Genomic DNA, 25,545 nt, shown 5'->3' with positions numbered 1-25,545 from the left:
GCGAGTGAATGTGGCAGTGAACAATGGAGTGTCGGGCTTGGCTAAAAGTTGCAGTTTTTTTGCCGTGAGCGGCTTACGGGCAAAATCCGGATCAGGATATTTCGACCTACAGTGTAAGATGTCACCTATTTGTGCAGCAGGTAATTCAACATGAGCTTCAATCTGGCCAACAAAACCCTTGCCGAACGCGCCGAACTGGAAGATGAAAAGTCACGCCTTTACGATCTGTGGCAAACCAACCTGGGTAAGGCCAAGGGCGAAGCTACGCGTTTGTTCGGCGAGCGTGCCAAGCGTAAGGGCAAGTGGGCCGAATGGGTCCGTGCCGAGCTGGACGGCATGTCGCCGCCGGAGTTTTCCAACATGGTGCGCAGCGAAGTCAACAAGCTGATGGCCGCCGCTAAGTAAAGCTGGCCACAATCGCTTCACGCACTTTGAGTAACAGCGGATCCAACTGCGCCTGGGTACGCCAACCCAGCTCCACCGGGTAGCGTGGCAACGCCAGTGGGCAAGTCAGTACGCGCAAGCCGGTCATCTGCGCAATCGCTTCGGCAGCATGCCCGGGAATCGTCGCCACCGCCGCGCTGCCCTTGAGCAAAAACGGCAGCCCGGCAAAGTGACTGGTGGACGCACACACCTGGCGGCTCAACCCTTTAGCCGCCAACCCTTCATCGGTAATCCCGATAAACCCGCCCGACGACACCAGTACATGTTCGCGTGCCACGAATTCCTCCAGGCTGATGCCGTCTTGGCCCGGCGCCAGGCTGTGTGGGTCGACCAGGCAGCGGTAATCGCCTTCGCCCAGCACGTGCCGGCTCAACCTGCGCTCGGCAAAGCCGCCTGCGGTGATCGCCAGGTCAAGGCTGCGCTCGAGCAGGGCGCCTGCCACGATTTGGCTGTGGGTCTGGCGGAAAATCACCCGCAGATTCGGCGCGCGCCGGGCAATTTCTGCCATCAGCCGCCGGCCATGGGCAATCTCGAAGTCATCGGACAAGCCCAGCACCACCGAGCGGCCCTGATAGTTCGGGTTGGTCGGGTTGATCATTGCCAGGCTCTGCCGACAACGGTCCAGGGCCTCGCTGATCACCGGTTTCAACTGATTGGCACGCAAGGTCGGCGCCAGCCCACGCCCGGTGCGCACGAACAGTGGGTCGCCGTACACGTCACGTAACCGCCGCAGGCCGGCGCTGATCGCCGATTGCGTGACGCCCAGGCGCAAGGCTGCGCGGCTGGCGCTGGACTCGTCGTGCAAGGCTTCGAAGGTTTTCAGCAGGTTCAAGTCGACCTGGGCGATATTTATTTGGCTCATATCATTTAGCACTGATGGGGGCTTTATTCATGATTGCCCCTCGCCGGAGAATGGGCAACCCCTTTAACTGGAGTGAACCTGATGCCCATTTCTACCGTGGCGGCGTTGCAGATCGGATCCTTGCCGGGTGGCAAGGCTGACACCCTGGCGCAGATCCTTACCTATGAGGACGCGATTGTGCGCAGTGGCGCGCAATTGGTGGTGATGCCCGAAGCGTTGCTCGGCGGTTATCCGAAGGGCGAAACCTTCGGCACGCAGTTGGGCTACCGCTTGCCGGAGGGGCGCGAAGCCTTTGCACGCTATTTTGCCAATGCCATCGATGTGCCGGGCGCCGAGACCGAGGCGCTGGCTGGCTTGTCCGCACGCACCGGCGCCAGCCTGGTACTCGGCGTGATCGAACGCAGTGGCAGCACGCTGTATTGCACCGTGCTGTATTTCGAACCCACCGGCGGCCTGGTGGCCAAGCACCGCAAGTTGATGCCCACCGGCACTGAGCGGCTGATATGGGGCACGGGCGATGGCTCGACCTTGCCGGTGATCGACGCGCAAGTTGGGCGTTTGGGCGGCGCGGTGTGCTGGGAAAACATGATGCCGCTGCTGCGCACGGCGATGTACGCCAAAGGCGTGCAAGTGTGGTGCGCGCCGACGGTCGATGAGCGTGAAATGTGGCAAGTGAGCATGCGCCACATCGCCCATGAAGGCCGCTGCTTTGTGGTGAGTGCCTGCCAGGTGCAGGCTTCGCCCGAGGCGCTGGGCACGCAGGTTGCCAACTGGCCGTCAGAGCGTCCGTTGATCGCCGGTGGTAGTGTGATTGTCGGGCCGATGGGTGACATCCTGGCCGGGCCGTTGGTGGGTGAAGAGGGGTTGCTGACCGCGCAGATCAACACCGATGATTTGGTGCGGGCGCGCTATGACTACGATGTGGTGGGGCATTACGCGCGGCCGGACATATTCGAGTTGGTGGTGGATGAACGCGCCAAGCCGGGCGTGCGCACACTGACTGATTAAACACGGTAAAAACTGTGGGAGCTGGCTTGCCTGCGATGGCCTCAACTCGGTGTGCCTGATGTACCGAGGTGCCTGCATCGCAGGCAAGCCAGCTCCCACATCAGATCTTCAGCGTTTGGAAGATCTGAATACCAACCACTCTTCGCGGGTAATCTCCCAAATGTCGCGTGGCAACGTACCTTCTACAAACTCACCCATCTGCGTGCGGATCAGGCGCATCCCGGTGCGCTCGGAAATCCGCCGCGACGCCAGGTTAGGCGCAGCCTTGGGCACGCGCATTCGCGGGCGTTTAAGCACATCGAACCAGTACTCCGTCACCGCCGCACAGGCTTCAGTCATAAAGCCCTGGCCTTGCCATTGCGGGCCCAGCCAGAACCCTCGGTTGTCGTCTTGCTCGTCCGTCAAGTTGATATTGCCGATCAACTGTTGCGGCGCGTGTTTGAGGCGGATCGACCAGTGCCATTGGTCGCCACGGGCCATGCCCGGCAAGGCCACCTGTTCCAGGTAGCGGCGAGCGCCGTCCGCCGGGTACGGCCAGGGCACCTCGGCAGACAGGTAACGCACCACGTCCCAGTGCGCGAATTGCGCCTGGGTGTCCTCGGCATCCTCCAGGGTCAATGGGTGCAGGATCAGTCTTTGAGTAAACAACGTCGGTTGCATGGCCGTTACCAGGTCGCAGTGTTGGGCAGGTCCAGGGTGCCGCGTTCCACAAAGCGCATGGTACCGAACAGGCCACCTGCGAGTTTGCCGCGCAGTGTGTAAGGCAGGTTGTTCAGGCTTTGGGTCTGGCTGAGACCCAAGGTCTGACGCAGCACAGAAAACGCCGAAACGCTCACCGGCACCATCAGCACTGTCTCGGAAAAGCGTGGGATGCTTCCGGCCTGATCGCTCACGCCGGACGCCAATGGGCGCCCATTCACGTCCAGGTCCAAGGCCACACCACTGTAGTCGATCGCCGTTTCATTGGGGTTCTGCACCCGCAGCTTCACGGCGAAACGCACTTCCAGGTCCTGGCTTTGCAGCGGCTCGATACCCACCACACTGATATTGACCGGGTCGCGATTGGGGAACAGCGCACAGGCGCTCAAGGTCAGCAGCAGTAACGATAGAACCATGAGCTTGCGCATAACAAAGGTGCTCCTATTTCGTGACGTCCGGATCCTGCATGACCTTGAGGGTAGAGGACTCCGGATCAAATTCATCCTCTTCCAGCTCTAAGAACTCCTCCGGCAAGAAAATGTTCAGCAGGATTGCACAGAACGCGCCCACCGTGATCGGCGATTCAAAGATGTTGTGCAACGCCTTGGGCAGGTCGCGCAGCACTTCCGGCACGGCAGCCACACCCAGGCCCATCCCCAGGGAGATCGCCACGATCAGCACATTGCGCCGGTGCAGCCCGGCTTCGGCGAGGATCTTGATCCCGGCCACGGCCACGGTGCCGAACATGATCAGCGTGGCACCACCCAGTACCGGTTTGGGCATCAGTTGCAGCACCGCGCCGATCATCGGGAACAGCCCCAATAGCACCAGCAGGGCGGCGATAAAGTACGCGACATAGCGGCTGGCCACGCCGGTAAGCTGGATCACGCCGTTGTTCTGGGCGAAGGTCACCATCGGCAGGCTGTTGAACGTGGCTGCCATCGCCGAGTTGAGGCCGTCGGCCAGCAGGCCGGACTTGATGCGCTTGATGTACAGCGGGCCTTTGACCGGCTGCTGGGAAATCATCGAGTTGGCGGTCAGGTCTCCGGCAGCCTCCAGCGGCGAAATCAAAAAGATCACCGCCACCGGGATAAACGCCACCCAATCGAACGAGAACCCGTACTTGAACGGCACCGGCACGCTGATCAACGGCACCTGGGGCAGGGCGGCCAAATCCACACGGCCCATCATCCAGGCAACGACAAAACCCAGGGTCAAGCCGATCACGATCGAGCCCAGGCGCAGGAACGGGTTGCTGAAGCGGTTGAGGACCACGATGGTCAACAGCACCAGAGCTGCCAGCCCCATGTTGCCCGCTGCACCCAGGTCGCTTGCCCCAAAGCCGCCAGCCATGTCGGTGACGGCTACCTTGATCAGCGACAAACCCATCAAGGTAATGATGGTGCCGGTGACCACTGGAGTAATCAGCTTGCGCAGCTTGCCGATGAACTGGCTGAGCACCACCTCGATAAACGCGGCGAAAAAACAGATGCCAAAAATCGTCGAGAGAATCTCGTCGGTGCCACCGCCGCGCGCCTTGACCATGAACCCGGCGCTGAGGATCACGCTGATAAACGAAAAACTGGTGCCTTGCAGGCACAACAGGCCGGAACCCACCGGGCCGAATGTGCGCGCCTGCACAAAGGTGCCAAGCCCGGACACGAACAGCGCCATGCTCACCAGGTAGGGCACCTCGCTTTCCAGGCCGAGTACGCCGCCGACGATCAGCGTGGGCGTAATGATGCCGACGAAGCTGGCCAGCACATGTTGCAGCGCGGCAAAAATCGCCGCGGTGAAGTGCGGGCGGTCTTCCAGGCCGTAGATCAGGTCGGATTTATAGCGGGGGCGGGGAGCTTGAGCGTCAGACAAAGTGCAGGCTCGGGTCAGAAAATGGAGGCGCAGGATGCCAGAAAGTGTCGGCTGTCAGAAGTGTGAAAAAATATTTCGAAATGTGCCGATTAATTTCTCAAGCCTGCCGATAGCCTGAATAGGCCCACACACCAATTAAAACAGTGGCGCCTGACGGTCCGAGACGCGCGTTGCCGCTAACGGATTGTGTCGCGGCAGGGATGCGCGCCAACACTACTTCTTGAGAGCACCGCTATGTCCCTTCGTAATCTGAATATTGCACCTCGCGCTTTTCTCGGTTTTGCGTTCATTGCATTGCTCGTTGTGATTCTTGGCGTGTTTGCGGTCAACCGCATGGGTACGATCCGCCAGGCCTCAGTGGATATGGGGACCAACCAGTTACCCAGCGTGAAGTTCCTCGGCAACATGACCGAGAACGTACTGCGCTTGCGCATTCTCTCGTTCCGCATCTTGATCAACCGCGAGCCGGCCGCGCTCGAAGAGGCCAAAACCCGCGTGGCCGTGCTGGTCGACAAGGTCAAGCAGGCCCAGAGCGCCTATGCCGTTTTGCCGGCGGGTGCTGATGAGGCTGCTTTATACAAGTCTTTCACCGCCACGCTCGACAGCTATCTGGCCGCCCAGGCTGAAATGATGTCGTTGTCCCAGCAGAATAAAGTCGAGGACATGCGCACCCTCATCAATACGCGCATCAAGGACGGCACCGACCTGATGGGCGAGCAACTGAACAAACTGATCGCCATCAACAGTGCCGATGCCGACACGGCCGGCCGGGAAGCTGAAGGCAGCTACCAGCAGGCGGTGACGGGCATCGTCATTGTGGCCGTCGCGGCGGCGCTCATGACGGTACTGCTCGCCTGGCTGCTGACCCGCAGCATCGTCACGCCGCTGCGCAAAGCGTTGGAAGTGGCCGAAACCATTGCCGGTGGCAACCTCACCAAAGTTATCGAAGATGCCGGCAAGGACGAGCCTGCGCGCCTGCTGGGCGCCTTGTCGGCGATGCAAACCAACCTGCGCCAGACTATCCAGCACATCGCCGGCTCGGCCACGCAACTGGCGTCTGCCGCCGAAGAGCTCAGTGCGGTCACCGAAGAAGCCTCCAAAGGCCTGCAACAGCAAAACAACGAAATCGACCAGGCCGCCACGGCCGTCAACGAGATGACCGCCGCCGTCGAAGAAGTGGCGCGCAATGCGGTGTCCACCTCCGAAGCTTCCAGCCAGTCCAACCAGGCGGCGCGGGAAGGGCGTGACCGCGTGGTGGAAACCGTCGGTGCAATCCAGACCATGACCCAGGACGTGCAAAACACTGCGTTGATGATTGAAGGCCTGGCAACCCAGGGCCGTGATATCGGCAAGGTGCTCGACGTGATCCGCGCGATTGCCGAACAGACCAACCTGCTGGCGCTGAACGCAGCGATTGAAGCCGCGCGCGCCGGTGAAGCCGGGCGTGGGTTTGCGGTGGTGGCCGACGAAGTCCGCGCCTTGGCGCACCGCACGGCGCAATCGACTCAGGAAATTGAAAAGATGGTCGCCGGCATCCAGAGCGGTACCGGTGAAGCGGTGCAATCAATGCAACAGAGCAACCAACGCACCCAGACCACCCTGGAGCTGGCCCGCGCGGCCGGTGTGGCCCTGGAGCAGATCACCCAGTCGATCAGCTTGATCAACGAGCGCAACCTGGTCATCGCCAGCGCCTCGGAAGAGCAGGCCCAAGTGTCCCGTGAAGTGGATCGCAACCTCGTCAACATCCGCGACTTGGCGACTCAGTCGGCGGCGGGTGCCAACCAGACCAGCGCGGCCAGCCATGAACTGTCGCGCCTGGCGGTGGATCTGAATGGGATGGTCGCGCGGTTCGTTATCTGAATTGAGCACACGGGGGAGCACGCCGCTCCCCTTGATCAGACCTCACCTACGTCGACCCAGCGCTCCTCACGGGCGGCCAGGCGAATCGCCGTTGCCAGCCGCTCGACCGCCCAGGCGGCTTCAAAGTCAGTGCCCGCTGCACCTTGGCCCGCCAACGCCATGACCAGCTCCTGCACTTCCAGGGTCTTCAATTCGTTGTAACCCAGTTGATGCCCGGCAGCCGGGCTGAATGCGGCATAGCCGGGCAGGGCGGGCCCGGCGAGCACACGCTGGAAACCGTCCTGGCCGGCGCGGCATATGCGCAGCTCATTCAAGCGTTCCTGATCGAACGCCAACGTGCCGCGAGTGCCGCTGATTTCAAAACTCAGGTGGTTCTTGTAGCCCTGCTTGAGCCAACTGCTGCTCACGGTGCCACGGGCGCCATTGGCGAAACGCAGCAGTGCATGCACTTGGTCATCCACTGCAATGGGTTTGAGCGCGTTGCTGCCTTTGACGGCAGGGCGCTGGGCATGCACGGTGTGTGTGTCGGCACACACGCTCACCACATCGCCCACCAGATAGCGCGCCATCGACAGCAGATGGCTGCCCAGATCCGCCAGCGCGCCACCGGCATGTTCCACTTCACAGCGCCATGACCACGGCGAGGCCGGGTCGGCCATGAAGTCTTCGCTGAACTCGCCCTGGAAGCTGATGATCTCGCCCAGTTCGCCGTCGACAATCATCTGCCTGGCCAGGCCAATCATCGGGTTGTGCTGGTAGTTGTAACCGACCCGGGTGACCACGCCGGCAGCACTTGCGGCACGGCGCATGGCGTCGGCCTGTTCCAGGCTGACCGCCAGGGGTTTTTCGCAATACACCGCCTTGCCCGCCGCAATGGCCGCCATGGCCATGGGGTAGTGCAAGTGATTGGGCGTGGTGATGGCCACCACATCGACATTAGGGTCGTTGACCAGCGCCTGCCAGTCACCGTGGGCCTGGGCAAAGCCCCAGGCCGTGGCGCAACGTTGGGCGCGTTCGGTGTCGGCATCGGCCAGCGCCGCCAGCTTGAGGTGTACCGGCAGTTCGAATACCGCGCGGGCATTGTTGAACGCCAGCGCATGGGCGCGCCCCATAAAGCCTGTGCCGATCAAGCCGATTCCGAGTTCACGCATCGCCGTGGTCCTTTGGATTATTGTTGTCAGGAAGGCTATTAATGGAATAAAAATTCCCATAATTCAATAGATGGAATAAAAATTCATTAATCAGCCTGGGTAATGCAGGCATATTCAGGCCAGCGCCAAAACCCGTCAGTTAACAAAAGATAACGTAGCGCCGATTGTCAGACGATTCCAAAGCCCGATAGGATGGCCCCTGCTTCCTCCAGGCGCTCTAGATTGCAGGTTTCAGAGCCCGGGAAGGCGAGACCACCTAACAATAATAAATGGGGAGAAAGGTCTATGAGTGAGCCTGTCATGGGTTGGGCTGTTTGCCGCCCGCGCGCCGCACGCAGGGTTGCGATGCTGGCCACAGCGCTCTCGCTGCTTGGGGCGTTGTCGACACCCGCGCTGGCAACCGGCGACACCAGCAGCGCACAGCCGGTATTTGCAATTGAGTCTCCCAAGGCCGCCAAAGGCCTGATGATCGATGTCGTGCATGCCGGCAAGCGCCTGGTGGCGGTCGGCGATCGCGGGCACATCCTTTATTCCGATGACCAGGGCAACACCTGGACCCAAGCCAAAGTGCCGACCCGGCAACTGCTCACGGCGGTGTATTTCGTTGACGACAAACACGGTTGGGCGGTGGGCCATGACGCGCAGATCCTGGCCAGCACCGACGGTGGCGCCACCTGGGCTCAGCAATACCAGGACCTCAAGCGCGAAGCGCCATTGCTCGACGTGTGGTTCAAGGATGCCGAGCATGGCCTGGCCGTGGGCGCCTACGGTGCGCTGATCGAAACCACCGACGGCGGCAAAACCTGGGACGACGTGAGTGATCGCCTCGACAACGAAGACCAGTTCCACCTCAATGCCATCGCCGCTATCAAGGGTGCCGGGCTGTTTATCGTCGGCGAGCAGGGCAGCATGTTCCGCTCCAGCGACGACGGCCAGACCTGGGAAAAACTCGAAGGCCCCTATGAGGGCTCGCTGTTCGGAGTGATCGGCACCGCCCAGCCGCAGACCCTGTTGGCGTATGGCCTGCGCGGCAATCTCTACCGCTCCACCGATTTTGGCAGCACGTGGGAGCCAGTGGAGTTGAATGCGGCGCGTGGTGCCCTGGAGTTTGGCTTGTCGGGGGCGACGTTGCTCGATGACGGCGCCATCGTGGTGGTCGGCAACGGCGGCAGCGTGGTGATCAGCCACGACGACGGCCAGACCTTCAGCGTATTCAACCGCCCGGACCGCATTTCGCTCTCCTCGGTCACGGCGGCGGGCAATGGCAACTTGATTCTGGCGGGGCAGGGCGGCGTTCGTGTTGCCAAGGCAACCGGCGCTGAACTCGAAAAACAATAAGAAGGCGGGGAAAGAATGAGCAGTCATCACAACGATAAAGCGACCTTTCTTGAGCGCCTGATCTTCAACAACCGCCCGGCAGTGATCGTTATCTGCCTGCTGGTGAGTATTTTCCTGTTCTGGCAGGCGACCTTGATCCGCCCGTCCACCAGCTTTGAAAAGATGATCCCCCTCAAGCACCCCTTCATCGAAAAGATGATGGAGCACCGTAACGACCTGGCGAACCTGGGCAACACCGTGCGCATCTCGGTGGAGGCCAAGGATGGCGACATCTTCTCGAAGGAGTACATGGAGACGCTGAGGCAGATCAACGACGAGGTGTTCTACATCTCCGGCGTTGACCGCTCGGGCCTCAAGTCGCTGTGGAGCCCCAGCGTGCGCTGGACCGAAGTCACCGAAGAGGGTTTTGCCGGCGGTGAAGTAATCCCGCAAAGCTACAACGGCTCGCCGCAAAGCCTCGACCAACTGCGCAACAACGTGCTCAAGTCCGGCCAGGTCGGGCGTCTGGTGGCCAACGATTTCAAGTCGAGTATCGTCGATATTCCTTTGCTGGAGTCCTACCCGGACCCGCAGGACCAAGGCAAGTTGCTGGCCCTGGACTACCGCAAGTTTTCCCATGAACTCGAAGACAAGATCCGCGACAAGTTCGAAGCGCAAAACCCCAACGTCAAGATCCATATCGTCGGTTTCGCCAAGAAGGTCGGTGACCTGATCGACGGCCTGGTAATGGTGGTGATGTTCTTCGGCATCGCGTTTGTGATCACCTTGATCCTGTTGCTGTGGTTCACCAACTGCCTGCGCAGTACTGTCGCGGTGTTGAGTACCACGCTGGTGGCGGTGATCTGGCAATTGGGGCTGATGCACTTTTTCGGCTTCGGCCTGGATCCCTATTCGATGCTGGTGCCGTTCCTGATCTTTGCCATCGGTATTTCCCATGGCGTGCAGAAGATCAACGGCATCGCCCTGCAATCCAGCGAGGCAGATAACGCCCTGACCGCGGCACGGCGCACGTTCCGGCAACTGTTCCTGCCCGGCATGATTGCGATCCTCGCCGACGCCGTGGGCTTTATCACGCTGCTGATCATCGACATCGGCGTGATCCGTGAACTGGCCATCGGCGCGTCCATCGGCGTGGCGGTGATTGTGTTCACCAACCTGATCCTGCTGCCGGTGGCGATCTCCTATGTCGGCATCAGCAAGCGCGCGATCGCCAAGAGCAAGAAGGACGCGCACCGCGAACACCCGTTCTGGCGCCTGCTGTCCAAGTTCGCCAGCGCGAAAGTTGCGCCAGTCTCGATCCTGCTCGCGCTGGTCGCCTTCGGCGGCGGCCTCTGGTACAGCCAGAACCTCAAGATCGGTGACCTCGACCAGGGCGCGCCGGAACTGCGCCCGGACTCGCGCTACAACAAAGACAACAACTTCATCATCAGTAACTACTCCACCAGCTCCGATGTGCTGGTGGTGATGGTCAAGACCAAGGCCGAAGGCTGCTCGCGTTATGAAGCCATGGCGCCCATCGACCAGTTGATGTGGAAGATGCAGAACACCGAGGGCGTGCAGTCGGCGATCTCGCTGGTGACCGTGTCCAAGCAGATGATCAAGGGCATGAACGAGGGCAACCTCAAATGGGAAACCCTGTCGCGTAACCCCGACGTACTGAACAACTCCATTGCCCGCGCCGACGGCCTGTACAACAACAATTGCTCACTGGCGCCGGTGCTGGTGTTCCTCAACGACCACAAGGCCGAAACCCTCGACCGCGCCGTGCATGCGGTGCAGGACTTCGCCAGGGAAAACAACAAGGACGGCCTGGAATTTATCCTCGCCGCCGGTAACGCCGGGATCGAAGCTGCCACTAACGAGGTGATCAAGGAGTCGGAGCTGACCATCCTGATTCTGGTGTACCTGTGCGTGGCCACCATGTGCATGATCACCTTCCGCTCCTGGGCGGCGACCCTGTGCATCGTGTTGCCGCTGGTGCTGACCTCAGTGCTGGGCAATGCCCTGATGGCGTTCATGGGCATCGGGGTCAAGGTCGCAACCTTGCCGGTGGTGGCGCTGGGCGTGGGGATTGGCGTGGACTACGGCATTTACATCTACAGCCGCCTGGAAAGCTTCCTGCGCGCCGGCCTGCCGTTGCAAGAGGCCTACTACCAGACGCTCAAGTCCACCGGTAAAGCCGTGCTGTTCACCGGCCTGTGCCTGGCCATCGGTGTGTGCACCTGGATCTTCTCGGCTATCAAGTTCCAGGCCGACATGGGCCTGATGCTGACCTTCATGCTGCTGTGGAACATGTTCGGTGCGCTGTGGCTGTTGCCGGCACTGGCGCGGTTCCTGATCAAACCCGAGAAGCTGGCGGGGCAGAAGGGCAATTCATTGTTTGCGCACTGAGCATGCTTGACCACAGGCAATTTGGAAACAAACGCCCGACCTGACCCGTCGGGCGTTTTACTGTGTGCCTACCGATGGCGAAGCCGTGCCTTGTTTTGCACGCTACAGGCCTGCCACGGCTGGCGGGATTTGGGCCCTGCGGGTGCGTTCGGTAGCCAGGCGCTTGAGCACGCTACCGCCTTTTACGCGTAGGCTCATATCGAACGACCAATTGCCTTGCTCGTCGACTTTTAAGCGAGGTCCGCGGGTGCCTGAACTCGCGCGAACGATCGACACACGCTCGTCGTCGAGCATGATGACCTTGAAAAGAATCCCATAGACGTTCAAGTGCCAGGCGTTGTCGATCCGGTATAGCCCTCGGTACGGGCCGTCAGACGAAGCTTCAGGCAGCGCTTCAAAACAGGCAACGCCGAAAAAGCTGGTGACGTTCGCCCAATGCCCGTACGGCATTCTGTTTTGGAAAAAGGTGTATCCAAATTCCAGTGCTGAATCGAGCTTTTTGTTGGCTCCGTAGTAGTAGCCAATGACGTTTTCCGTCAGTACCACGTTGCTGGAGAGCTGCCGTCCCTCTTGGGATTGACGCGGCGCGGGCGGGCGTAACGCCTGGTCTTTGAGCGTGGCGTCCACAGGCTCGGTGGTCGAGGCAACCGGCATGCTTTCAGCGAGCAGGATAGCCAGGTTGAGTGTCATGTCGGCTATGGCCACTTCGCGTGTGATGGGGTCATTGCTATTGAGTGCAGGCAGATCAGGCGTCAATTGATTCACCAGTGTGCCTAGCCAGGCGGTCAGCAAAACCGGTGCTCGCTGTTGCGGCTGCAGTAACGCATCAAACGGGCCGCCGCTCATTTCCAGCAATGCTGCCCAGCGTTTTGTTTTATTCAGCGGCGCGCCATCACCTCCCACATTGGTCAGCGCCTCTACGATGTAGAAGTAGAGGAAGGACTGGGCGCTGGAGAAGTTCATGCTTGTCAGCGATTTGTCGACCTCGCGTTGATCGGCCAGTTGTGCCGTGGGTAGGGGTGAATCGGGTACAGACTCGGCATTCAGGCCAACATCCAGGGGATGGGGTGCCAGGAGGCCACCGTTGTCATAGACAGCCCGGGCTTCATCGGACATCCAGGCCAGCACACTGTCGTGCAGTTCTCCTGGCTGCGAGATAGCATTCAGCAGCGCGTCGCGTGTGGCGAACTCACATAAGGCGTGTGCATAAAAGGGGCGGTAAAGCAGATGGGGGCCTTTGCTCTTGTCCTGCGCTTCGATGATGAACATAGCGCTGACGACGTCAGGTTCCGCTTGCGCTGCGCGCAACAGTGCCAACGGTTGAATGATCACCGATGGGGTGTCGACGAAGCCTTTGCTGCCAATGGAGGCTTCGTTGGCGTTGTGCTGCAGCAGCGTGGCAACGTATCCGGCGGCCAGTGCGCTGACACTGCTCGGTTGTTTCAGATGCAACTCCAGCGCCTGCAACGGTAGTTGATAACATAGCTGGGCGACGAGCTGGCGCTTGCGCGCGAAAGACTCTGGCGTGTGATTCAATAACTGTGTTTCGAGGTAGTCGGAATAAGCCTTGCCGATGTCGAGTCTCTCAATTAGCCCGCCGTTGCGGGTGATGAAGTCCGCCGTCAACCATCCAGGCAGGGTCAGGCCGTCACGGTGCGCCAGGGTAAAGGCGCCAGCAGGGCGGCCTTTCAGGCAGGTGATCACCAGGTCTGTCAGGCTCATCGACTCAGTGGAAATGCCCTGTGCGGTGTCTTCAGCGTCAGCAGCAGGGGTCACCGTGACAAGCACTTTGTCGGGCGCATAGGTCTCGGGTAGCGCAGCCTCTTCGTCGCTCGCGGGCAGGCTTTGCTGCTCGGCGTCGAGCGCCTTTGACAAGGCGGCGGTGGTGAAGGCGTTGATGTCCGTAATGCCGCTGAGAAAGGTATGGCCCCTGCTGAGCCGCTTACTGTTCGCCAACCCCAAACTGTAGCGGGAGTAGTTTTTTTTGGGGATGTGCGAGGCGTTTTGGAGCCAGTCTGGCAGTTGCGGGCTCAGCACGTTCTGAAACTGTGCCTGGACTTGGGTCGTGTTGGCAAAGCAGGGCGTCGGGTCACTGAGCTCATGGTAAAGCGCTTGCAGCTTAGCCTTCCCGAAGGAGCAGGGCAGTTTCACGGCTTCAATGTTGAGTAATTGTTGATTCAGGATCAGTTCGGCTTGATGCCCGAACGCATCGCCATAAACCTCGTAACGTTTGCAGCTCAGCGAATCGACGCTGTATTGAGCGGTGAGGGCGCTGCCCCAATGCTGGTTAAAGGCATCCATTGAGCTAAATGTTTCGATTTTTCCACCCGGATGGCATAACAGAACGACCGTATGCGTATTGACGGTACGCTCCAGCAACAGCTCGGGGGCGAATAAAACCGAGTTGCCGCTGGCGCTGTTCAGGTAGGTTTCCAGTTCGTAGACAAGGGTGTTGCTGTCGTTATTTTGCTGACGCGGATAACTGTCAGGGAAGTCAATGACCTGTTGTACCGTCTCGCGCTCAATATCGCTCAAGCCTGGCTGGGTCAGCACTGAAATCTGCAGCGCTTGCACCAAGCTCTCACTGAGTAAACTCCAACGGCTGGGTAGCTCGCCGGCCGGGTTCCAATAGGCCGTCAAGGCATCTTGCAGGCCGATCGGCAGCGACCAGGCCAGTTCGCGAATCAGTGCCTCGACCTGCATCATGTCCAGCGCGTCACCGGCGGGGGTGGTGATGGGCGTGGGTGCCTGCTCAGTGAGGAAAAAGGCGTGCGAGCCTACCGCACTAAAGTCCAAGTCGGCCCCATCGGCCAGATAGTCCAGCGCTTTTGTCGTGAGTCGCTCGAAGGTATAGCGCCCATCGGCCTGGGGCGTCGCCAGTTGGGTGCGGGAAAGGTCCAGCGCCATGCCCGGGTATTTTTGCGTAAGGGTTGTCGCCAACATTTGCTCTACGACGGCTTCAAGCCTGGGGCGGTCTGCGAACTGCGCGCTGACGGTAGCGCCCATGCTTGGGCATTGCGCGAGCATCACATCGCTGGCAGGCGGCTCGTTGATGGACGGTGGTAGCATTTTTTGAGGTCTCCACGATTGGTTAATCGAACATCACAGGTGTCATGGCGAGTTAACGTCGATCTCGTGGTAAAGGAGCGGTATCTGGGTACTGCATGATGCGCGTTGGTGTGTTTGAGGCAGGGTTTTAGGCTGATGCAGTAATTTGCCCTATCATGAGCGCTTTCCCCTTGATGATTGATGTCTATGACTGCCGACACCGCTACCTTGCTGCATGCTTTTGAAGACTGCCAGATGGTTGAAATCGATGGGCTGCACACCTTTGATTTCAGCCTGGATGACCAGAAACTGTTGGTCATTTGCATGGACGGTCGCGCCGAAAAGCGCTGGAGCTTCAGCCTGGAGCAAGTCAAAGCAGCAGTGTTTGATCCCACCTTGCAAAGCTGGACCCTTACCGGTGACTCGGGCGAGCATCGCCTGGTCTGCATGAGCGGCGTCACCGGCAACAATAACGACGAGGACGAAGCGGATGATGATGCGTAAATTCTGGCCCCTGTTGATGGCGGGCAGTGTCGGTGCGATGTCGGTGCAAGCCGCGCCGGCCGACACCTATGAACTGTTGGTGGGCAGCTACACCGCCGGCACCAGCGAAGGTATTTACCGCCTGCAATTTGACAGCCGCACCGGCCAATTCAGCGGCAAACCCGTGCTGGCGGCCAAAGCGGCCAACCCCTCGTGGCTGACGATTTCCAAAGACCGCAAGCACCTGTTTGTGGTCAACGAGAACGGCCCAGGGCAAAAAGATCCGGTCGGCCGCATCAGCAGCTACAGCATCGACCCGCAGAATCATCAGCTCAGCCTGATCAACCAGGTGCAGAGCCTGGGCAACGAACCGACCCATTCCAGCCTGGCCGCTGATGGCCGTTACCTGTTCGTCGCCAACTATTCGGTGCTGGAAGACCCGGGCGGCAGCCTGGCCGTGCTGCCGGTTGACGCCAATGGCAAGCTGTCGTCGCCGGTGCAACTGAGCGCGCACCCGGCCAGCCGCGTGAACCCTGAGCGTCAGGCCTCCAACCACGTGCACTCGGTGGTGTCGTCGCCGGATGGCAAGTATGTGTTTGTACAGGACCTGGGCGCCGACAAGGTGTTTGCCTACCACTACGATCCCAAGGCCAACCACGAACTGCCCTTGACCCCGGCCGACCCCGCCTTTGTGCAATTGCCACCGGGCAGCGGCCCGCGTCACCTGTTGTTCAGCGCCGATGGCAAGCATGCCTGGCTGACCACTGAAATGAGCGCTCAGGTGGCTGTGTTCGATTACAACGACGGCAAGCTCAGCCAGACCCAGTTGGTCGATTTTGCCGCCGGGCAGCCGGTTTCCGACAAGGCCGGTGCGGCCGTACACGCCTCAAGCGACGGCAAATTCCTGTACGTGAGCAACCGTGGCACGGCCAACCAGGTGCTGGTGTTCAGCATCGACCCGGCCACCGCGCACCTCAAGGAACTGCAGCGCCGTTCGGTAGAAGGTGACCACCCGCGCGAGTTCAGCCTGGATCCGAGCGGCAAGTTTTTGCTGATCGCCAACCAGAAAAGCAATGAAATCGTGGTGGTCGAACGCGACCCCAAGACCGGCCTGCTGGGTAAAACCGTGCAGAAACAGTCGATCGATGCGCCCAGCGACCTCAAGTTCCTGGTGCGTCAATAAGCCACAGGCCCCGCAGTGCGGGGCCTGACCCTTTGTATTAATTCTATTAATAGCGGCTACTGTTTCAAAGCATTTCTAAGGTTTAACCCTCGGGCGTAAGTTTGGTTCCAAGGCCTTCCCTGGCCACCTAACCAAACGAACACAAGGGTTACCGCCATGAACTTGAACCTCTTCTCCATCATCGCTGCTTCCGCTGTTTCCGCCACCGTGGCATTGCCTGCTGCCGCCAGCGTGGAAGTCACCGGCAAAAAATCCACCACCACCGCCTACACCCAGAAATACCTGCAACAAAGCGCCAACTTCTATGCCGCACTGGATCACAAAGCCCAGCACTGAGCTTGAGCCAAGCGACGGTCAAATGTGGGAGCTGGCTTGCCTGCGATGAAATCGATGCGGTGGATCAGTTACACCGAGTCGTCGGCATCGCAGGCAAGCCAGCTCCCACATTTGATTGTGTGGACCTCAGGATTTTGCCATGACCGCCACAAACAGCGGCGATTCCAGAAAGCGCTGTAGCCAGGTCTGTAACCGGTGATACGGGGTACAAGCAAACCACTCGCGGTCGACATGCGCAAACTGACGCACAAACGGCGCCAGTGCCATATCGGCCAGGCTCAAATGCTCGGCCAGCAAGTAATCATTCCCCGCCAGCAACGCTTCCAGCTTCTGCAAAAACACCTCGCCCTCGGCCCGATAATGTTCCATCGGCTGCTCGGGGTAGCGCTCGGCGTACTTGTATCGATTCAAATGATGTTTGAACACCTGGTCGTTCTCAGCGATCAGTTCCTGAACCCTCGGGTCGCCTTGTAGCAACCAATCATCAGGATCGTGCTGCGCCAGCGCCCAATGCATGATTTCCAGGCTTTCCTCGATCACCTGGCAGCCCACGCAAAGCACCGGCACCGTGCCCTTGGGCGACAGTGCCAGCATCTCGGCCGGCTTGGCCTTGAGGCTCACTTCGATGATCTGCACGGGCAGGCCCGAATAGCGCACGGCCAGGCGCGCCCGCATCGCGTACGGGCAGCGCCGAAACGAATACAGCAGCGCCTCGCTCACTTGACCTCCAGCGTGCTCAAACCATTGCCCTGGCGCTTGACCTGGATCTGCACCGGGATGCGCTCATGCATTTCCTGTACGTGGGAGATCACTGCCACCTTGCGGCCCTGGGCTTGCAAGCCGTCCAGCGCGTCCATCGCCAATTGCAGCGATTCGGGGTCCAGGCTGCCAAAACCTTCGTCGATAAACAGCGACTCGATTTTCAAGGTGCTGGACGCCATCGACGCCAGCCCCAACGCCAACGCCAGCGACACCAGGAACGTCTCGCCACCCGACAGCGAATGCACCGAGCGCAATTCGTCGCCCATCTCTGTGTCCATCACCAACAGCCCCAACATGCTGCCGCCGCGCTTGAGGCGATAGCGGCGCACCAGTTGGCGCAACTGCACGTTGGCGTGGTGTACCAGCAAGTCGAGGTTGTAGGCCTGGGCGATCTTGCGGAACGTGTCGCCGGTGGCCGAGCCGATCAGCGCATTCAGGCGTGCCCAGCGCTGCCACTCGTCATAAGCCTTGGCGATATGCTCGCCCAGGACATGGTTGGCGTCCTGGCGACGTTGGTCTTCGGACTGACGCGCACGCAATTCGGCGCAGCGGCTGTCGCCCTCGGCCAATTGCTGATTAAGCGCGGCGAGACTGCTGTCCAGCTGTTCGGCGTCCAGGTTGCCATTGTGCAAGGCCTGGTGTTCGGCCAGGCGCTGTTCGCGCTCCTGCAACAACACCTTGGCTTGCTCGACGGCTTTTTCGCTGTGCTGCAACTGCTGGCGCAAGGCGCTGACTTGGCTGTCATCAAAGGCCAGCAAACGCGTAAGACCGTCGTTATCCAGTTGCGGGTGCAGCGCGCGCCATTCGCCCAGGCGCGCATCGAGGGTCTGCTGCTCGGCGGTCAGCGCCTGTACGCGTTCCTGCTGGGCCTTGAGGTCGGCAGCCAATTGGATCAGGGCATCGCGCAGCTCTTGCAGCTGTTGGTTGGCGTCTGTCTCGCTTCGGCGAGCTTGCGCCACGGCCTCATCCAGCCGGTGTTGCCACTGTTGGGCACTGGTGTGCTCGCCGAGCAAGGCGGTGAGTATTGCCTGGGCGGCCTGTTGCTGGGTGGTCAGCTCGGTGACTTGCTGTTGCAAGGCTTCCACCTGCTGCTGGCGATGCTGCTGATGGGTCTGCTCTTTTTCGATGGCCTGCTGGCGTTCTTGCTGTTCAGCCAACTCATCACGCTGATGGCCCAGCTGTTCCAGGCGCTGGCTGACGTGCTGGTCCAGCTGCATAAAGGTCGCTGCCGGTTCACGGCGCAAACCGTCGAGGGTGTCGGCCGGTAGCAGGCCGGCGAAGGCCTGCAGTTCTTCGTCCAGGCGCTCACGGTCATTGGACAGTTCGCGTTGCTGGTCCACCAGCAGCTGGCGGGCTTGCTGGCTGGCATCCTGGGCCGCTTGCAGTTGTTGCTGCAAGCGCCCGGCATTTTGTTGCAGGTTGAGCAGGGCGCCTTGGCGTTGCTCATCCTGGGCGATGCTTTGCGTAAGTTGCGCCAACTGCTGGGCCAGCCAGGCGCTGCGCTGGGTGGCGTCCTGATTAAACAGCGAGGCCGACAATGGATGTGCTTGCAAGCTGGGGGCCAGGCCCTGTTGTTGTGTCGCCAACAGCTCTTGCTGTTGCAGGAACTCCTTTTGCTGGGCGATCAAGCCGCCCACTTCGCCACGCAGCTCGGTGAGTTTTTCCTTCAGCGTATCGACGGCCTTCTGCGCCGTGGCTTCTTCGTTTTCATCATGGCGGCCAAGGCTTTGCAGCAAGGCTTCGGGCTGATGGTACGGATGCTCATGGCTGCCGCACACAGGGCACGGCTGGTCGTCCTGCAACTGCTCGCGCAGCTCTTCGACACTGGCACTGCGCGCCAACCGCTGGCGTTCCAGCAGTTGCTTGGTCACCGACAGGGTTTGCTCGGCCACCGTGAGTTCGGCCTTGGTTTGCAGGCCGGTCTGGTTCAACTGTTCGCGCTGTTGCTGGGCGTCTGCGAGTTTTTGCGTCAGCGCGGCGCTCTGTATATCCAGCTGCTGCTGGCTGTCCCACAAGCGCGTAAGGTCTTCGAAGGCGCGTTGCTGCTTGCGATTGTCCTGCAGCAGGCTTGCGAGCAATTGGACCTGCTCGGCGACGGCGTGCGGTTCGGCGCCGGCTTCCTGGTACAGCAGGTCCAACGCCTCGCGCTGCTGGGTGAATTTTTCGGCAGCGGTGGCGGCTTTGTGTTCAAGCTGCGGCAGTTCGGCCTGGCCCTTGTTCAGGCGGTTGCCGATCAGCATCAGCTGTTGCAGGCGGTCGCGATAGGCGGTCCAAGCGTCGCTCAGCGGTGCAAAGGCAGCGCTGCGCTCAAGCTCAGCGGCCAGGCGTTGCAGGCGCCCGGCAACCTGGGCCTGTTTCTCCAGCAAGCCATTGAGCAACGACTGCCCTTCGGCGCAGGCGGTTTCCTGTTGTTGCTTGTCGTCACTGCGTTTGGCCAGGTCTTTGCTCAGATGGGCGAGGGTGCTCTGCTGTTCGAACGCCTGGCGCAGCAAGGGCACGGCGTCGGCCTGGTGTTTCAAGGCGTCAGCCAAGGCGACCTGGGCGGCGGCCTGCTGTTGTTGCGCCTGCTCCTGGCGTGCTTGCAGCGCGGTTTGCTGCTCGATGTGCTGTTGAATCTGCGCCGCCAGCGGGGTGAGCAGGGTGTCGAGTTCAGCCAGCCGCGCGAACTGATGGCGTTGTGGCGCTAACTGCTCCAGGCGGCTCAGGTCCTGACGCTGTTGGCCTTGGCTGTCCCAGAGCTGTTGGGCTTGCTGCAATTGTTCGGTGGCACTGAGCTGGCGCTCCTGCCACTCACGTAGCTCCTTGAGCCAGGTGTGTTGCAGCTCCAACTGCTTGAGTTGCGCCTGCTGGGTCTTGAGGTGCTGCTGCGCCTCGGCCAACTGCTGGTCAAGTTCGGCGCGGGCCTCAGGCGCCAGTGGCACCAGGCCGGTGGCCTGGTCTTGCAGCTGTTTATGCGCGTCCCTGGCATCCTTGGCCTTGTCGAAAGCGCGGCGGCCGAGCTGGGTATACAGCGCGGTGTCGGTGAGCTTTTCCAGCAGTTCGCTGCGCTCATTGTCGTTGGCCTTGAGGAACGCGCTGAACTCACTTTGCGCCAGCAATACGGCACGGGTGAATTGCTCGAAATTCAAGCCCAGGGCCAGTTCCAGCTGGGTCTTGTATTCGGTTTTCTGGCTGGCCAGCAGTTGGTCGCTGTCCAGGTCGGTCAGGCTTTGGCGGCTGTTCTGCAACTTGCCACTGGCCTTGTCGCGGGCGCGGTTGGCTTCCCAGCGGGCGCGGTAACGGCGGCCGTTGACGCCGACAAAATCCACCTCGGCGTACCCGCCGCCGGTGCCGCGGCGAATCAGCGTGCGTGGGTCGCCGATGGAGATATCGCTGTCGGCATCGGGCATTTTGGCCTGGCCGGTATCGCCCAAACGTGGCACGGCGCCAAACAGTGCCAGGCACAAGGCATCGAGCAGGGTACTTTTACCCGCGCCGGTTGGGCCGGTAATCGCGAACAACCCGGCGCTGGCCAGGGGCTCGGCAGTAAAGTCGATCTCGAACGGGCCAGCCAGGGAGGCGAGGTTTTTCAGGCGGATGGCGAGGATCTTCATGGCTGTTCGCCCTCCTGTTGCACTTCCTGAAGCAGCACGGCGAAATCCTTCATGGTCTGTTCATCCACCTCACTGCCGTAGTTGTCGTGCCAGGCGCGGCTGAACAGTTCCTGGGGCGTGAGCTGGTCAAGTTCGACCAGACCGGCTTCGTCCGTGTCGTCGCTGCCGCGTTTGCCTGCGTATTCGGCGGCGATGCGCACCAGGCGCACGGCCTTGCCTTGCAGGGCAGTCTCGATTTGCTGGCGCAGGTCCGGCTGCGGCTCGTCGAGGCGCACGCGTACCTCCAGCCAGGGGTGGCGCTGGGTTTCGGCGAGCAGGTCGATGTCGGGCAGGTCGGCGAGCTGTGCGAGGATATCCGCCAGCGGCGCAGCGTCCAGGCGTTGCAGGTTGACCGAGCGTGGGATCAGGCGTGGCTCGACGCCCACCAGGCGTTGGCCCTGGAAGGTCACATCGAGAATCTGGTGCTTGTAGCCGATTTCGGAAAACGACAAGGGAATGGGCGAGCCGCTGTAGCGAATGCGCTCTTCGCCGTTGACCTGCTGCGGCTTGTGCAAATGGCCCAGCGCCACATAACTCACACTGGCATCGAACAGGCTGGCAGGCAGTGCTTCGGCATTACCAATGATCAGGCTGCGTTCGGAGTCTTCCGACACCGAACCACCGGCCATGTGCGCATGGCTGATGGCAATCAGCGCCTGGCCTTTCTTGCGTTTGGCATTGGCGGCGGCGATCAGCCATTCATGCACCCGGCCAATGCCCCGCAGATAGTCGTCGCCCAAGTGCGCACCCGTGACTTCCGCCGGTCGCAAAAACGGCAGCGCCAGGCACCAGGCGGCGATCTTGCCTTTGGCGTCGGGCAGCGGGATCAGCAGGCGCTCGGCGTCCAATTGGCCGTCGTCCAGCCACAGCACGCGGCCCAATGCATGGGTGCGCAAACGGCGCATCAACGGCGCGGGCAGCTCGATCCGCGAGCCGGAATCGTGGTTGCCGGCGATCATCACAATGGTCAGCTTGGGGTTTTGTTCGTGGGCGCTGATGATGAAGTCGTACAGGCGCTCCTGTGCCTTGAGCGGCGGGTTGACCGTGTCGAAGATATCGCCGGCGATCAGCAGCGCATCCGGCTGCTCGGCTTTTAATTGGCCCAGCAGCCAGTCGAGAAAACAGGCGTGTTCGAAGTCGCGTTCCTGGCCGTGCAGGTTTTGGCCAAGGTGCCAGTCGGAGGTGTGGAACAGACGCAAGGCGAACTCCGTTAAATACAAGAGGTGAATGGCCGCCGTGAACAGAGAAGGGCGGTGAAAAAGAAGGGAGTTTACCTGTAAAAACCGCTGGTATGCGGGCTTGTCGGGGGGAGACCGGGGAATCTACGCAACACCACAGTGGAAACATTTGCCGACGAATGCAGCCCCATTCGGTGATCCCTGTAAGGGAACCAGAGTTCTGACCTGCGTTAATTAAGAATGACCTCCCGAATTCTGCGAGGCATCTTTTTCCTTTTGGAGTCACTACACAATGTCTCTGGGTAATATTGATCAGCACGAACATGAACGACGGGGCTTTAGCGCAGGGGAACTCTTTCCAATCTATGTGCCAACGCCTGTGCGCGGCCCCATCGACCCGCTGCGCGGCGAGAAAAATCAGCATGTTGTCCCGAGGGAAAATCTCCAGCGCCCCCTGGGCGATACTCGATCCGCTGAGCAAATCATTAATGACAACCCCATACTCAAATGGCTGGACAGCCAACGAGGAATACGTCGTGACTGGGTCGGTAAAGTGAACGTCGAAATAGTGGTGAGACAACCCGTGCGTGAAAATAATATTTACTTTGAAATGGCCTATAGGCAATTGGGCGATTGGACCTCCAGTAACCCTTACCCCCAGTCTAGAGCGGATGCGGCCTACAACGCGGCCAGAGTACTTAACTGGATTGATGCGTCTCTGAGTGCAGCAGGCAAAACTCGCGGTGAGGATGCAAACAACGGTGTACTCGAAGGGTTCACCGGCAGCGGCTATGCGGTGGCCGAAACACCGGCAAGCATGTGGCAAGCCTTCACCCAGGAGGGGTATGGCGCTCTCAGCGATAAGCAATGGCTGGCTTCCCGCGAAGACGCGCCGCATAAGGTCGGCCCACAGCCGTTCTGGAGCAACGAATACTTATTGCGGCACATCGCCTATCACTTGCGCGAGTTTGCCGCCGGTAAAAACGACCGTTTTGTGAATATTCATGAGTTGAAAGAAGCCGCCGGCATGGTGCCCAGCACCCGGACTTTTTCGGCACAGGCACAAGAGAGCGCTTTGGAACTTCTGGCCCGCCCGGAGTTGCTGCTGGCGCTGGATATCGGGATTGGCGACGATGGGCCAGGTAAGCAGGACGGCCGGTTCGATATTGAAAACATCGCCTATGTCTACAAGCGCAGTCGCGCAAAGACCTGACGTTCACGCGTAGACGCTGACCAGTGGGAGCAGGCAAGCCTGCGATGGCCATAGGTATCTACACAACCGGTTAACGCGAAGCCTGCGGCCAGTGGGCTGTTGTGGCGAGCAGGCTTGCCCTGCGTTGGGCTGCGAAGCAGCCCCAAACCCAGACACTGAGTTCTTTCAGGAAAATTGCAGTGCCTTTACTGGGGCCGCTTCGCGGCCCAACGCAGGACAAGCCTGCTCGCCACAGGAGAAATTGGCATACCTATGGCCATCGCAGGCAAGCCAGCTCCCACACAAGCCAGCTCCTACAGAGGGTTAGGCGGCGTGCAGGCACTCCAAGGCGCGGTCGGCAAGGGTTTTGGCCTGGTTGACCAAGTGCTCGGTGGCGCCGGCCATGTGCTGTTCATCACCGCTCAGCGCCTGGCGGGTGGCTGCTGCGGTGGCGGCTGCACAGCGCAGCAAGTCGCAGATTTGGGCGAGGGCGTCTTCGAAGCTGAGGTCGTGATGCACGGTGAAGGATGGCGGTGCGGCGGGTTGCAGGTAGTGGCTCAGGGCGCGTTCGAAGATTTCACGGTCGGGGGTGAAACGGGGTGGGGCTGGGGCGATTTTGGTCATGCGGATATTCCTACTGAAAAAGGAGCCATCCGGATGTCGGTCTCACTCGACAAGAGGGTGGCAGCTACGTGCAGGGTGAGAATACCGGACAGTAGGACTCCAGCCAGACCGAAGTCTGCCTGCACACAGCCGCCATAGAGCGTGTTGCTCGCGGTTGCGGCGCTTGGCGCCTACTGGTTCACAGGTTCTCACACCCGATCGCTGATATGCAGCGACGGAGCGAAGGCTAGCCAGTGAAGTGAGCAGGCGCAAGGCCAAAGGATTGTCTAGGAAACTTCCCGCAAATTAAAGGGATATGGACTGCTGGCCTTTAACAATGCATGTCACCCAGGCAACACCCATCACCTGTGGGAGCTGGCTTGCCTGCGATGGCCATAGGTATCTACACAACCGGTTAGTGGCCAGTGGGCTGTTGTGGCGAGCAGGCTTGCCCTGCGTTGGGCTGCGAAGCAGCCCCAAACCCAGACACTGAGTTCTTTCAGGAAAATTGCAGTGTCTTTACTGGGGCCGCTTCGCGGCCCAACGCAGGACAAGCCTGCTCGCCACAGGAGAAATTGGCATACCTATGGCCATTGCAGGCAAGCCAGCTCCCACATAAGCCAGTTCCGGCAGAGGGTTACGCGGCGTTCATGCACTCCAGCGCGCGGTCGGCAAAGGTTTTGGCTTGGTTGATCAAGTGCTCGGTGGCGCCGGCCATGTGGTGTTCATCGCCTGTCAGCGTTTGGCGCGTGTCTGCGGCAGTGGCGGCTGCACAGCGCAGCAAATCGCAGATTTGGGCGAGGGCGTCTTCGAAGCTGAGGTCGTGATGCACGGTGAAGGATGGCGGTGGGGTGGGTTGCAGGTAGTGGCTCAGGGCGCGTTCGAAGATTTTACGGTCGGGGGTGAAACGGGGTGGGTCTGGGACGATTTTGGTCATGAATGAAACTCCTAAAAGTTGGGAGCCATTCTTTTGCAGATCTCACTCGACAAAAGGTGGCAGCTATGTGCGGGGTGAGATAACCGGTCAGGAGCACCCGGCCAGACCTAGGTCTGCCCGCACACAGCCGCCATAGAGCATGTTGCTCGCGGTTGTGGCACTTGGCACTCCGTTCACAGGATCTCACTCCCGATCGCTGATATGCAGCGACGGAGCGAAGGCTAGCCAGTGAAGTGAGCAGGCGCAAGGCCGAAGGATTGTCTAGGAAACTTCCCGCAAATTAAAGGGATATGGACTGCTGGCCTTTAACAATGCATGTCGCCCAGGCAACACCCATCATCTGTGGGAGCTGGCTTGCCTGCGATGCAGACACCTCGGTATTTCAGCAACACGAAGCCTGTGGCAAGTGTGCTGTTGTGGCGAGCAGGCTTGCCCTGCGTTGGGCCGCGAAGCAGCCCCAAACCCAGACACTGAGTTCTTTCAGGAAAATTGCAGTGCCTTTACTGGGGCCGCTTCGCGGCCCAACGCAGGACAAGCCTGCTCGCCACAGGAAAAAGCGGCATACCTAT

20 protein-coding genes are annotated in these 25,545 nt (G+C 60.3%); 9 read left to right on the top strand and 11 right to left on the bottom strand.

What is annotated here, in order from left to right; translation table 11 throughout:
- The first annotated feature begins 150 nt into the window (after positions 1–150).
- Complete coding sequence (locus HU759_RS16895) at positions 151–405, top strand: hypothetical protein (protein ID WP_170039653.1); 255 nt, start codon at positions 151–153, stop codon at positions 403–405.
- Here the strand turns inward: HU759_RS16895 and HU759_RS16890 are convergent.
- Positions 398–1,306: a LysR family transcriptional regulator gene (locus HU759_RS16890; protein ID WP_017138138.1), complete on the bottom strand. Its 909-nt coding sequence runs from the start codon at positions 1,304–1,306 to the stop codon at positions 398–400. The two genes, HU759_RS16895 and HU759_RS16890, sit on opposite strands and share 8 nt — an antisense overlap.
- Before the next feature lie 81 nt (positions 1,307–1,387).
- On the opposite strand from HU759_RS16890, the gene HU759_RS16885 reads away from it, so the two are divergent.
- Entirely contained in the window at positions 1,388–2,314 is a 927-nt protein-coding gene (locus tag HU759_RS16885) for a carbon-nitrogen hydrolase family protein (RefSeq protein ID WP_138453733.1), read from the top strand.
- 108 nt (positions 2,315–2,422) lie between these two features.
- On the opposite strand, the gene HU759_RS16880 is transcribed toward HU759_RS16885, so the two are convergent.
- Genes HU759_RS16880 through HU759_RS16870 form a run of 3 tightly spaced genes read right to left on the bottom strand, consistent with a single transcriptional unit; the run spans position 2,423 to position 4,882 of the window.
- Positions 2,423–2,974, bottom strand: a complete 552-nt coding sequence (locus tag HU759_RS16880; RefSeq protein WP_138454087.1) for a GNAT family N-acetyltransferase — start codon at positions 2,972–2,974, stop codon at positions 2,423–2,425.
- Positions 2,975–2,979: 5 nt separating this feature from the next.
- The gene (locus tag HU759_RS16875) at positions 2,980–3,441 is read right to left on the bottom strand and encodes an LEA type 2 family protein (protein ID WP_017138141.1); all 462 of its coding nucleotides are present in this window, start codon (positions 3,439–3,441) and stop codon (positions 2,980–2,982) included.
- A 13-nt stretch (positions 3,442–3,454) separates the two neighbouring features.
- Positions 3,455–4,882, bottom strand: coding sequence for a nucleobase:cation symporter-2 family protein (locus tag HU759_RS16870; RefSeq protein ID WP_170039651.1), 1,428 nt, complete (start codon positions 4,880–4,882; stop codon positions 3,455–3,457).
- A gap of 234 nt (positions 4,883–5,116) precedes the next feature.
- Between HU759_RS16870 and HU759_RS16865 the strand changes: the two genes are divergently transcribed.
- Positions 5,117–6,742, top strand: a complete 1,626-nt coding sequence (locus tag HU759_RS16865) for a methyl-accepting chemotaxis protein (protein WP_170039649.1) — start codon at positions 5,117–5,119, stop codon at positions 6,740–6,742.
- Between the two features lie 35 nt (positions 6,743–6,777).
- Here HU759_RS16865 and HU759_RS16860 read toward each other — a convergent pair whose 3' ends face one another.
- Positions 6,778–7,893: a Gfo/Idh/MocA family oxidoreductase gene (locus HU759_RS16860; RefSeq protein ID WP_170039647.1), complete on the bottom strand. Its 1,116-nt coding sequence runs from the start codon at positions 7,891–7,893 to the stop codon at positions 6,778–6,780.
- Positions 7,894–8,193: 300 nt separating this feature from the next.
- Between HU759_RS16860 and HU759_RS16855 the strand changes: the two genes are divergently transcribed.
- Together HU759_RS16855 and HU759_RS16850 are read left to right on the top strand one after the other, a co-directional pair.
- Positions 8,194–9,231: a YCF48-related protein gene (locus HU759_RS16855; protein WP_170039745.1), complete on the top strand. Its 1,038-nt coding sequence runs from the start codon at positions 8,194–8,196 to the stop codon at positions 9,229–9,231.
- Positions 9,232–9,246: 15 nt separating this feature from the next.
- On the top strand, positions 9,247–11,622 hold the full coding sequence (locus HU759_RS16850; protein ID WP_017138146.1) for an RND family transporter: 2,376 nt from the start codon (positions 9,247–9,249) through the stop codon (positions 11,620–11,622).
- 102 nt (positions 11,623–11,724) lie between these two features.
- Here HU759_RS16850 and HU759_RS16845 read toward each other — a convergent pair whose 3' ends face one another.
- Complete coding sequence (locus HU759_RS16845) at positions 11,725–14,691, bottom strand: DUF6543 domain-containing protein (protein WP_186617751.1); 2,967 nt, start codon at positions 14,689–14,691, stop codon at positions 11,725–11,727.
- Positions 14,692–14,877: 186 nt separating this feature from the next.
- On the opposite strand from HU759_RS16845, the gene HU759_RS16840 reads away from it, so the two are divergent.
- The 3 genes from HU759_RS16840 (at position 14,878) to HU759_RS16830 (ending at position 16,672) form a co-directional block, all read left to right on the top strand.
- On the top strand, positions 14,878–15,174 hold the full coding sequence (locus HU759_RS16840) for a DUF5629 family protein (protein WP_099549315.1): 297 nt from the start codon (positions 14,878–14,880) through the stop codon (positions 15,172–15,174).
- A complete protein-coding gene (locus HU759_RS16835; protein ID WP_170039641.1) occupies positions 15,161–16,336 on the top strand; it encodes a lactonase family protein in 1,176 nt (391 codons plus the stop codon). Before HU759_RS16840 ends, HU759_RS16835 begins: the two co-directional genes overlap by 14 nt.
- 156 nt (positions 16,337–16,492) lie before the next feature.
- Positions 16,493–16,672 (top strand): hypothetical protein, encoded by a 180-nt coding sequence (locus HU759_RS16830; RefSeq protein ID WP_017138150.1) that lies wholly within the window; start codon positions 16,493–16,495, stop codon positions 16,670–16,672.
- Between the two features lie 126 nt (positions 16,673–16,798).
- On the opposite strand, the gene HU759_RS16825 is transcribed toward HU759_RS16830, so the two are convergent.
- From HU759_RS16825 to HU759_RS16815, 3 genes are read right to left on the bottom strand one after another with little or no spacing between them, the layout of a single operon-like run.
- Complete coding sequence (locus HU759_RS16825) at positions 16,799–17,392, bottom strand: glutathione S-transferase (protein WP_170039638.1); 594 nt, start codon at positions 17,390–17,392, stop codon at positions 16,799–16,801.
- Positions 17,389–21,027, bottom strand: coding sequence for an AAA family ATPase (locus HU759_RS16820; protein WP_170039635.1), 3,639 nt, complete (start codon positions 21,025–21,027; stop codon positions 17,389–17,391). The genes HU759_RS16825 and HU759_RS16820 overlap by 4 nt, the downstream gene beginning before the upstream one ends.
- Entirely contained in the window at positions 21,024–22,265 is a 1,242-nt protein-coding gene (locus HU759_RS16815) for an exonuclease SbcCD subunit D C-terminal domain-containing protein (protein ID WP_186617752.1), read from the bottom strand. Before HU759_RS16815 ends, HU759_RS16820 begins: the two co-directional genes overlap by 4 nt.
- A 271-nt stretch (positions 22,266–22,536) precedes the next feature.
- Here HU759_RS16815 and HU759_RS16810 point away from each other — a divergent pair, with 271 nt between their 5' ends.
- Positions 22,537–23,457 carry a hypothetical protein gene (locus HU759_RS16810; RefSeq protein ID WP_186617753.1) on the top strand — a complete coding sequence of 307 codons (921 nt, stop codon included), beginning with the start codon at positions 22,537–22,539 and terminating at the stop codon, positions 23,455–23,457.
- 303 nt (positions 23,458–23,760) lie between these two features.
- Here the strand turns inward: HU759_RS16810 and HU759_RS16805 are convergent, their stop codons facing one another.
- Entirely contained in the window at positions 23,761–24,060 is a 300-nt protein-coding gene (locus HU759_RS16805; RefSeq protein WP_170039629.1) for a hypothetical protein, read from the bottom strand.
- Positions 24,061–24,676: 616 nt separating this feature from the next.
- Positions 24,677–24,976: a hypothetical protein gene (locus HU759_RS16800; RefSeq protein ID WP_170039627.1), complete on the bottom strand. Its 300-nt coding sequence runs from the start codon at positions 24,974–24,976 to the stop codon at positions 24,677–24,679.
- Positions 24,977–25,545 lie beyond the last annotated feature (569 nt).

It is taken from the genome of Pseudomonas sp. OE 28.3 (assembly GCF_014268205.2).
Classification (GTDB): domain Bacteria; phylum Pseudomonadota; class Gammaproteobacteria; order Pseudomonadales; family Pseudomonadaceae; genus Aquipseudomonas; species Aquipseudomonas edaphica.
Note: the sequence above shows the minus strand (reverse complement) of the source record. Positions and strands in the feature narration are given on the sequence as shown.

Excerpts from the sequence above, each read along its gene's own strand:
- HU759_RS16860 (WP_170039647.1), bottom strand. The coding sequence starts at position 7,893 with ATGCGTGAACTCGGAATCGGCTTGATCGGCACAGGCTTTATGGGGCGC.
- HU759_RS16875 (WP_017138141.1), bottom strand. The coding sequence starts at position 3,441 with ATGCGCAAGCTCATGGTTCTATCGTTACTGCTGCTGACCTTGAGCGCC.
- HU759_RS16850 (WP_017138146.1), top strand. The coding sequence starts at position 9,247 with ATGAGCAGTCATCACAACGATAAAGCGACCTTTCTTGAGCGCCTGATC.
- HU759_RS16885 (WP_138453733.1), top strand. The coding sequence starts at position 1,388 with ATGCCCATTTCTACCGTGGCGGCGTTGCAGATCGGATCCTTGCCGGGT.
- HU759_RS16890 (WP_017138138.1), bottom strand. The coding sequence starts at position 1,306 with ATGAGCCAAATAAATATCGCCCAGGTCGACTTGAACCTGCTGAAAACC.
- HU759_RS16800 (WP_170039627.1), bottom strand. The coding sequence starts at position 24,976 with ATGACCAAAATCGTCCCAGACCCACCCCGTTTCACCCCCGACCGTAAA.
- HU759_RS16895 (WP_170039653.1), top strand. The coding sequence starts at position 151 with ATGAGCTTCAATCTGGCCAACAAAACCCTTGCCGAACGCGCCGAACTG.
- HU759_RS16855 (WP_170039745.1), top strand. The coding sequence starts at position 8,194 with ATGGGTTGGGCTGTTTGCCGCCCGCGCGCCGCACGCAGGGTTGCGATG.
- HU759_RS16845 (WP_186617751.1), bottom strand. The coding sequence starts at position 14,691 with ATGCTACCACCGTCCATCAACGAGCCGCCTGCCAGCGATGTGATGCTC.
- HU759_RS16830 (WP_017138150.1), top strand. The coding sequence starts at position 16,493 with ATGAACTTGAACCTCTTCTCCATCATCGCTGCTTCCGCTGTTTCCGCC.
- HU759_RS16820 (WP_170039635.1), bottom strand. The coding sequence starts at position 21,027 with ATGAAGATCCTCGCCATCCGCCTGAAAAACCTCGCCTCCCTGGCTGGC.
- HU759_RS16865 (WP_170039649.1), top strand. The coding sequence starts at position 5,117 with ATGTCCCTTCGTAATCTGAATATTGCACCTCGCGCTTTTCTCGGTTTT.
- HU759_RS16880 (WP_138454087.1), bottom strand. The coding sequence starts at position 2,974 with ATGCAACCGACGTTGTTTACTCAAAGACTGATCCTGCACCCATTGACC.
- HU759_RS16840 (WP_099549315.1), top strand. The coding sequence starts at position 14,878 with ATGACTGCCGACACCGCTACCTTGCTGCATGCTTTTGAAGACTGCCAG.
- HU759_RS16805 (WP_170039629.1), bottom strand. The coding sequence starts at position 24,060 with ATGACCAAAATCGCCCCAGCCCCACCCCGTTTCACCCCCGACCGTGAA.
- HU759_RS16810 (WP_186617753.1), top strand. The coding sequence starts at position 22,537 with ATGTCTCTGGGTAATATTGATCAGCACGAACATGAACGACGGGGCTTT.
- HU759_RS16835 (WP_170039641.1), top strand. The coding sequence starts at position 15,161 with ATGATGATGCGTAAATTCTGGCCCCTGTTGATGGCGGGCAGTGTCGGT.